The organism is Bacillus norwichensis (genome assembly GCF_014836955.1).
GTDB lineage: Bacteria > Bacillota > Bacilli > Bacillales > Bacillaceae_C > Siminovitchia > Siminovitchia norwichensis.
This window is the reverse complement of the sequence record NZ_JACSPV010000072.1, coordinates 1-8,868: the sequence shown is the minus strand read 5'-3', so window position 1 is coordinate 8,868 and position 8,868 is coordinate 1. Positions and strand designations below refer to the sequence as shown.

At 35.8% G+C, this 8,868-nt stretch carries 7 protein-coding genes; 2 read left to right on the top strand and 5 right to left on the bottom strand.

What is annotated here, in order from left to right; all coding sequences use genetic code 11:
* Both H9631_RS21560 and H9631_RS21555 read right to left on the bottom strand, forming a co-directional pair.
* A partial coding sequence (locus tag H9631_RS21560; RefSeq protein WP_318246850.1) for an adhesive domain-containing protein occupies nt 1–1,228 on the bottom strand: 1,228 nt, incomplete at its 3' end.
* 666 nt (nt 1,229–1,894) lie between these two features.
* On the bottom strand, nt 1,895–3,289 hold the full coding sequence (locus H9631_RS21555) for an adhesive domain-containing protein (RefSeq protein WP_191816430.1): 1,395 nt from the start codon (nt 3,287–3,289) through the stop codon (nt 1,895–1,897).
* A 629-nt stretch (nt 3,290–3,918) separates the two neighbouring features.
* On the opposite strand from H9631_RS21555, the gene H9631_RS21550 reads away from it, so the two are divergent.
* Nucleotides 3,919–4,116, top strand: coding sequence for a hypothetical protein (locus H9631_RS21550; protein WP_191816428.1), 198 nt, complete (start codon nt 3,919–3,921; stop codon nt 4,114–4,116).
* A gap of 311 nt (nt 4,117–4,427) precedes the next feature.
* Nucleotides 4,428–6,167: a glycoside hydrolase family protein gene (locus H9631_RS21545; RefSeq protein WP_191816426.1), complete on the top strand. Its 1,740-nt coding sequence runs from the start codon at nt 4,428–4,430 to the stop codon at nt 6,165–6,167.
* Nucleotides 6,168–6,474: 307 nt separating this feature from the next.
* Here the strand turns inward: H9631_RS21545 and H9631_RS21540 are convergent, their stop codons facing one another.
* The 3 genes from H9631_RS21540 to H9631_RS21530 form a co-directional block, all read right to left on the bottom strand.
* On the bottom strand, nt 6,475–6,999 hold the full coding sequence (locus H9631_RS21540) for a DinB family protein (RefSeq protein WP_191816424.1): 525 nt from the start codon (nt 6,997–6,999) through the stop codon (nt 6,475–6,477).
* Nucleotides 7,000–7,092: 93 nt separating this feature from the next.
* The gene (locus tag H9631_RS21535; RefSeq protein WP_191816422.1) at nt 7,093–7,539 is read right to left on the bottom strand and encodes a DinB family protein; all 447 of its coding nucleotides are present in this window, start codon (nt 7,537–7,539) and stop codon (nt 7,093–7,095) included.
* 380 nt (nt 7,540–7,919) lie between these two features.
* A complete protein-coding gene (locus tag H9631_RS21530; RefSeq protein WP_191816420.1) occupies nt 7,920–8,123 on the bottom strand; it encodes a DUF4083 domain-containing protein in 204 nt (67 codons plus the stop codon).
* Between the last annotated feature and the right edge of the window lie 745 nt (nt 8,124–8,868).

Below are 8,868 nucleotides of genomic sequence, written 5' to 3'. Positions count from 1 at the left end.
CAGCATCAGCATCAGCATCAGCATCAGCATCAGCATCAGCATCAGCGTCGGCATCGGCATCAGCATCAGCATCACTGTCAGAATCAGCATCAGCGTCGGCGTCGGCGTCACTGTCAGAATCTGAGTCACATTCTTGATCAGGGAAAGTAACAGTATCAGATGCTTCTAAACTAGATAATAACTGGACATCTATTACACTATCTCCGACAATAGCACCTTTAATTTCCGAACTTTTTACACAAGCATTTGTAGGGTTTGATACATTAACGGAAAGATCTACAGAGATTTTTCCCAAAACGGAAGCTTGGGCAAGTTCACTAACTAAATCAAGTGTCCCATCTGTTATATCCTTAACAAGATTTGTTGCCAGTTGGCCTACTCCAGTAACGAGAGATAATGTAGAGTTAATGACTTGGTTCAAAGTCTTAACAATTGTTCCTACTAAAGGAATGGACTCTGCGGCAGGTAAGATTTTTATCTCAAGAGCATTTACAGCATCAATTACATTTTGCAATGTTTGAATAACTACATCGTTTACAGCTGTTTCTAAGTGTTTTCCTAAGCCCTCAGTAAAATCAACAGTAATAACACCATCTGGTGAGATATTAACTTCAACTTGGTCGTTATATTGCAATAGATCTGCTAAAGCAGCTTCAAGATTATTCAATCCATCCAATGCTTTTGATAGCTCCGATACTCCTTTAATGGTGAGAAGTTCTTTCGGAATAATACTGCTTTGCAGTTGATCTACAGTCTTCAAAACTTGTGAAACTGCGCCTGTAAGTGCGCCAGTTACATCATTCAGTGCACCACCTAAAGCAGGCAGATCTTGCATAGTAATAGGTAAAATTTCAACAGATACATTTGCAGGTCCATTCGCTTGAATATCTCCGGCAAGTTCCGCAGGAACTTGGAATACTGCTACTCGATCGGGATTAACGGCTTGTATATTAGCCAATGCTTTACCGGAAACACCTAAATTTAGCTGAAATGGTTTTCCATCAACAACATTAGCAGTAACCGTTGTATTTTGAAGTAAGTTTACTTGTGCAAGCGAAGCAGCTTGTACGGTACTTGCTTCAAAACCAGGTAACGAAAAGCCTAATGTGTTATTGATTGGGACAGTTACTAATAGCGTTGTTGCAGCGATCGCAGCGGCTCTTCTTAGATTCTTACCGCGACTTGCATTCATTTTTTTCTTGTAATCAAACTTTCTTTTTGAACTCATTTCTTTCTGGACAACCTCCTAAAATAAAATCATGAATATCAATGAGTAACACTCACGTTTCTTAACAAAAGTTGACACGGGTCACTCCTTTCATGCATTCGTAAAAGACTTTCACTGACGAATGAAAATAGTAGCGAATCAAAGATATAAGTGCGCATCCCTAGCTACAGTTAAATTATGCACAACAGTGTTAAACCATTTCTAAACACCAAAAGACAAAACACTTTAAAATAAGACAATATTATTTTTTTTCATACACAAAATAAGTCTTCTGGAATACCAATAGATCAGCAATTCAAGAGGTTTTTTAATAAAAGATGATTCTGAAAATAGTAAAAAGCATGTAATGAAAGCTCAACGGTCATTACATGCTTTTAGCGATTAAAACTCCATAATTAACTATTTAATTAATTTCATTTCAAATTTTCTAGTCTCTCGCATTATTTAATGGATATACTACATATCCAATATCATTATAGATATTTAACAAAAATGATGATATTTTTGCTCAGTTGAATCAATCGCTTGAATATTCTGACAAAGTTATATGAGTTTTTAACGCCATTTGTTAAAGATGAAATATTCCATTAGTTTATAAATAAATGTAATCAGGCTATATTTCATCTGAAATATAGCCTGATTATTGGCTGGTACTAGCTTTAGATTTTACTGTTCAATTTTTTCTTTTTTGCGGCGAGCAAACATAGTAGCAACACCAGCAAGCAAGGTCATTACTCCAGCCATAGCTGAATTGTACATAGACGTTGAAGTATTTGGTAACTTAGTTCCTACGTTAGTTGTGCTTTTTCCGTTATTAATATTATTTCCGGAACCATTGTTACTTCCCGAGCCATTACTACCCGTACCACTGTCAGAATCCGAATCGCTGTCGGAGTCTGAGTCACTGTCAGCATCAGCATCGGCGTCAGCATCGGCATCGGCGTCAGCATCAGCGTCAGCATCTCCGTCACCATCATCCGGTTCATTGAAAGCAACTGTTGTTGAATCAGTCATGTCACTCAGTAATTCCGCATCAATAACCGAAGTGCTTACTCCAGCACCGGAAATAGTTGTTTCACTTGGGATTCCGGCTGGCTTCTCAACAAGAACACTCAAATCAACTGTTGTTTTTCCAATCACTTGTACACTTACCAAATCATTTGCCAAATCAACCGTTCCATTTGTCAGTGCTGTAGTAATTTCATTTGCTGTTGTGGTCACAGCTGACTTTAGAGGATTGACAATCGGATCTATGATCAAACTATTTAAAAGACCGCTTAGAATTCCAGTCGGATCAGCACTTAGTAATCTAATATCAAGTCCATCCACAGCGTTCAAAAGATCTGTTATAGCCGATTGAACTACATCTTTCACAGCTGTTTCCAAATGATTGCCTAATCCATCAGAAAATTTAACAACAACCGTTCCGTCAGGATTAATAGTAACGTCCACCTGATCCTCATAAGCCAGTAAATCAGCAAGTGCAGCATCAAGGTTGTTTAAATTATTAATGGCCGTATTCAGTTCTGTGAGTCCATTTACTTGTACAACTCCTGACAGGAGAGTCCCGTTAATAACTCGATCTAATTCTGTAGTCAAACCTGTTACTAAATTTGTTGCAGCACCAGTAAGTCCCGAAATAGTATTGCTGAGCGCAGGCAGATCATCCATCGTAATTGGCAGAATTTCCACTCTTACATTAGCTTGTCCATCAGCACTCATCTTCCCTGCCAACTCAGGTGCATAAAACACAACCACGCGCTCTGGGCTTAACAATTCTACATCCGCAACTCCGGTTCCCGTCATGCTGAGCCCGAGCTTATATGCATCCTCTTGGTCCATCAAATTTGCAGAAATTGTGACATCTGATAAAAGCTTCACATCCGCTAATGAAGCCGCTTGTGCAGCATTGATTGCCATTCCAGGAATCTGGAAGTTATTTGGTAAAACAGCCGGAGCTGCTACCAACAAAGCTGTTGTAGCAATCGCAGCTGTTCTCTTTATGTAGGTATTACGTTTGGCATTCATTCTTTTCTTGTAATCAAATTTCTTCTTTTTCAATCTCTTCTTCTCCATTCCACTTTTGATTTCAATAATTTTCTGATAGTTTCAAAAATAAATAATGACGGAACATATCCTTTTTTCTGAAATCTGTTTTGGTAATGCTAATAAGAAGCTTCCTTTCTATAAACCCAAAACGGAAATACTTGTCGCTACATTGATCAGAACTCACCAGATGAAAAAGTAAAACCCTTTTCATTTTTCTTTTCTACAGGCTGATTAAAAATAATTTTTTTTGATGGCAACACCCCTTTTATTGCAAAAATATTTCAATTGAAACATTTGCATAATACTTAACTATTTTTGAGAAACACTGTCAATAACTGTCAGGCAATATGATTATATCCACTTAGATTATTTACTATTTACTGGTAAAAAATGTGAGTCTTTCGTCAAAAAACGTCTATACATTTTAATATTGTGAAATTTTTGTCATTTAAACAGATCTCGACAATAATAGTGTCGAAAGCTCATAGAATCCCTCGACTGCTTTTGACAATTCTCATCCTTGCCCTTTATAATTTTACAAAATTGGTTTAAGATGGTGGGCATACTTTTCAGAAAATAGTTTAAAGAAAACTCTAATATTACAAAACTAGATTAATATTTCTTAAAAAGGAGGGGATTGAATGGGGGTTGGAAGTATAATTACCGGATTTTCCACCAATTTGAAGCCTTTTCTGATTCTTATATTACTCTTACTGACCATAAGGCAGATTTTAAAGAACAGAAAAAAAAGGAAAGAGAAAGATCGTGATGACGCTTTACCTGAGGTATATCAGGACATCGTTTTCAATGAAAACAACAAAGAAGCTGACAAACCGTGATAAAAATTGCTTTATTCGGGATAGATGATCCCTCAATTTAGAGCTTAAATTACGACTGTCACTCATTTTTTCATCCGAAAGATACCATTATCAAGCACTGAGGTTTTTTGACCATGATGAGTGGGTGGTAAAACGAAAGCTTTGTCCACTTACAATCGCCCGCTAACTTTAAACTTTGGGGATTACTGGAAGAATGTTCAACTATAGTAATTCAAATCTTTATCCGGTTTCTCACGTATCCCGAAATAAAAAATGATTCATAGACAAAAACCTTTACATATAAAATGTTAAGATAAGGAGTAGCTAAGCTAATGGAAAAATTGACAGCTTACAGTTATGTTAATCAAACTCTGGACGAGTTTGAGATTCATTTTAATAAAATGTTTGGTCATGACAGCATTCCGGCGGTCTCAATTGCAGGTGAACAGCGTTATATTATTTTTCTTTCAATCGGAAACCCGAAGCTCCGCGCACGTGTTTTCAAAGAGGGAGCTTCAGATATAACAAAGGTATTCCAAGGTATACGAAAAAAAGTCACCACGTTTATTCAAAAAAGCAATTTTGACCCACAATGGCTTAAATTAGATATTGTTAAAGATTTAACCGAATTGCCATTTAAACAGTTGGAAGACAAAATCGCCAAGACAAGGATCAATTATTTCCGTCACGGTATCTCGTTTGATCCTGAATTTCGTTTGGCCTTTTTGGAACAAGAGATTAACGGAAACGCCATGATTAAGAGTACCAAAAATGGCCCCATTGCTTTAGATGAAAAAAACATAAACAATTATATGAAATATAACCTTCATGTCCGCTTTCCGTTTGTAAAAACGAAATACGATGATAAAAATGTATTTCTGTTTAATACTGTAGGTGCCTTTAAAGACAGCGACTCTGATGTGATTCACAACTTGTATGACGGGACGTTGACGAACGGAATCCGGAAGACGGAAAATATCCGTGATGAAGTAAAAGCTCTTATTCATAAGGCAACTTATTTTCTAACCGATCAAATCCAACCGGATGGTAAATTTGAATATGGATATTTCTCTGCCTATGCCAAGCGTATCAACACTTATAATATACTTCGTCACTCCAGTGCGCTGTACTCAATGGCCGAGGGGTATGAGATTATTCAAGACCCAGCCATCATCAAAGCAGCGGAAAAAGGACTGGATTATTTGGTGAAGGAAGCCGTCATCTACAAAAAAGACCTGCTTGAAGTGACAGCATTTGTTGTTGATCAGGCAAATAATAATGAAATTAAGCTTGGTTCAAATGCAACTGCTATTTTAGCAATGACCAAGTATATGGAAGTCACTGGCAGCTCCAAGTACATTGAAGCCGCACGTGCTTTGGCGCGAGGCATCATCCACATGAAATTGCCTGATGGAGGATTCATCCATGTTTTAAGCTATCCAACCTTTGCTGTCAAAGACCTGCACAGAATCATTTATTATGAGGGTGAAGCAGTCTTTTCCCTATTGCGCCTGTATGCCATTGACCCCGACAATCAGTGGCTGGAGGAAGCAAAAAAATCATTTGAATACTTTATAAGAAACGACTACTGGAAACACCACGATCACTGGCTGAGCTATGCTGCCAATGAATTAACAAATTATGAACCTAAAGATAAGTATTTTATTTTCGGCTTAAAAAACTGCAATAATCGCCTGAACTTTATTTTTCACAGAGAAACTACGTACCCTACCTTTCTAGAATTGACAATGGCTGCATATAAAATGGTCAGCAAGATCAAGGAACTCAACAAAGAGTCCCTGCTGGAGCATATCGATGAAGGATTCCTAGAGGACACAATTGATAGACGAGCAGAATATCAGCGCGTAGGATTTTTCTATCCTGAGTTAGCCATGTATAAAAAATTGCCGGATCTGATTTTAAACGGATTCTTTATTCGTCACCATTCTTTCCGGGTAAGAATAGACGATGTGGAGCACTATTTATCTGGCTATTGCCAGTTTTTACAGCATCGGGCGAGTCACCTGAACACTTACAAAGTTGAAATTGAAGAAAGCATAGTTCCCTCGTAATGAAAAAAGACTTCTGATAAGTTGAATCAACTTATCAGAAGTCTTTTTGCGTCGTTATGAGGTTTCCCCTTACTTTAAGGTGGATTGACAAAGCTAATTATCAACTACTAAAAAAATAGTCCTGCCTAATAATCGGACTTTGCATAATTAGCAAAGGTCCATTTTTTATATGCTTTTTTGTTAGATTCATTTAAATGATGCGTAACTTTTAGACCGTTCAACCAAATGGGGAGCAGAATAATTTTACAAAAACTTATTTCATTATAAATATAAAAATATTCTCAATGCTCCAATCTAAGTTTCTTATTTATTTTTTCAATATACCTAAATATTCTTTCCAAGGCCCAACATCTGCTCTATATCTTTCGGCCATTACCCGTACGATCTGAGCAATGTGCGTTAAATCATGAACGACCCACGTAGAAAGCAATTCTCTTAACTTTACTGTACCAAATTCAGGGTGTAACCCTGTCATTTCAAGATGAGAATCAGATTCAACCAGTGTCTTAAGTTTATTTATATTTGTTCTTCTAATCGTTTTAAATTCAAGCAACTTTTGTTCAATCGATTTTTGAGAGCTTTCTTTTAAGTGTGCATCACGATCAAATGGGAGAAATGGTTTATTTTCACCTTCCTGAATAATCAGTTCTAACCTCGGCATCCAATTATCTTTCTCCCCCTCAATCAGATGACCAATCACCTCGGCAACATTCCAAGTTCCTTTCCCCTCATTGCATTGCAACCATCCATTTGATAATCCAGATACGAAATACTTCAATGTTTGTGGTGTACGTTTCAAAACTTCAATAGCTTCCTGCATGTTAAAATTCATTTACCGCGCTCCTTATATTATAAAAAATACACTTTGTGTGAATCAGATGACCTAATAGAATAGACAGCAGTAAGTAAGCAAACAAATTTCTTGTTATCTTACAAAAGTAATAAAATCTGTATTAACTGGTTCCGTATGATTTGAGCGAAGTTGAGCGTTAATTTGTCCTCTATGATACTGACCATGGAGTGCTACATGAGTTAGAATATCTCTAATAGAATTTTTAAATTCTATACCTTTACTGTTCTTGTAGGTAATAAATTGATCTAAGTCAGCCTTGTCAATACTAGAAAGAAATGCATTGAAGCTATTTCTATTCTTTTTAACCATTTCCGTACACGCCTCAATCTCAACTTCTCCCCAAATAGGCTGTGAACTGCTCTCTCCTTTTAATCTGCTTAACCAAACCAGCTCTGTGGAAAGGATATGGGAAAATAAACGTCTCGCCTGAGAATTGTCACGTTCAAGATTTTGCAAGGTCTCTAAAATACGTTGATTAGCCCAATTTAAATGGTGATACATACTTTTAATTACTTTCAATGGACACAGCTCCTTTCTATTTTCTTTATAATACTATAATATTTTAAATTCGGATTTTTTAAACTAAACTTATCCTCAACTTCTGTAGTTATCATACTTCGTTTAACATGATAGAAAGACTTGAACCGTAAAGTTTCATAAGTTGTTGTTTTTATCAATGTAGGAAAGAAATTTTTTCATTTTAATGCGTTTTGAATTATACATGAGGTTAGTGTTGAAGCGAGCAAAGAAAAAACAATAATGATAAAGGTCACTATATTCAAATGCCATCCCTCCCTTAAACTTCTATAAGTCTTTGTATAAGGCCGCTGGTATTTATGTGCTCAACGCGAAAGATCATCACTATACCCTGGTGCTCATTTTAACAATCTTAACTGGTTTTAGGAGCCTTTATCCTTTTCAAGTAATTCTATGATCTTATCAAGTTTCTTTCCTATTTCAACAGATTGATTACTTTTTATGGAAGGGTTAATCAATAATCTTCGTATAAAAAGTGTAAAAGAAATTACGAATAAAGCCACTAGGCCTACAAAAATAACCAAAACCACTATTGTGTTTATATGTCCCAAATAGTACCCCACCATTTACTTTTTAATAAAACAGTAACAAAATTTTCCGAATACAGTCTATTTGGTTGAAACTCCACAAAAAAAAACAATCTATTATGTTCATTATGCATTAATCTTTATATAGTATTTTTCGAAAAACTCAATTACTTTTATGCATTTTCCGCAAGTTTGATTTTGCTATTTTTGCAATAATGATATATTAGAGAGGATTGATAGGAGGTCACCCTGTTGGAAGCAAATAAAGTAGTTGCAATTGTTGATTTCATAATAAATAGAACCCATCCATTTTAAAATATGTTTGATTAAAATAAGTGGTTAAGCTTTTATAAAAAAGTTTGATGAGGATCAAATTAGATTTGTTGATTTAACAAAGTATTATTGATTGAAGTTGACAAAAAGCAGCTAAACTTTTTCAAAATGATTAATCTTTTTACAAACTTAGCAACTTCATTTCATATCTACAACTAGCTATCTATTCGTATATATTAATTCACATAAGGTCAGGTTTAGCCCTTACCTCCAAGTACCCATTCTACCCTTCCATAGCATCCACGTCCCTTATACTGTTCAAATACCATAGACATTCCGAAGTGTGCTCTGTTTAAAAAATGATTATTGAAGTTTAATTTCAGACCAAATACGATCATATTCTATAGTAGCGTCCTCAATATCTATATAGAACTCTCCCTCTATAAATATTGATATATCAACGGTTTGAACCGTTATTAGGGTGTCAAAACTTTTTTTTCGACACGCGAAT

Excerpts from the sequence above, each read along its gene's own strand:
- H9631_RS21530 (WP_191816420.1), bottom strand. The coding sequence starts at position 8,123 with ATGGTGGGGTACTATTTGGGACATATAAACACAATAGTGGTTTTGGTT.
- H9631_RS21540 (WP_191816424.1), bottom strand. The coding sequence starts at position 6,999 with ATGAATTTTAACATGCAGGAAGCTATTGAAGTTTTGAAACGTACACCA.
- H9631_RS21545 (WP_191816426.1), top strand. The coding sequence starts at position 4,428 with ATGGAAAAATTGACAGCTTACAGTTATGTTAATCAAACTCTGGACGAG.
- H9631_RS21550 (WP_191816428.1), top strand. The coding sequence starts at position 3,919 with ATGGGGGTTGGAAGTATAATTACCGGATTTTCCACCAATTTGAAGCCT.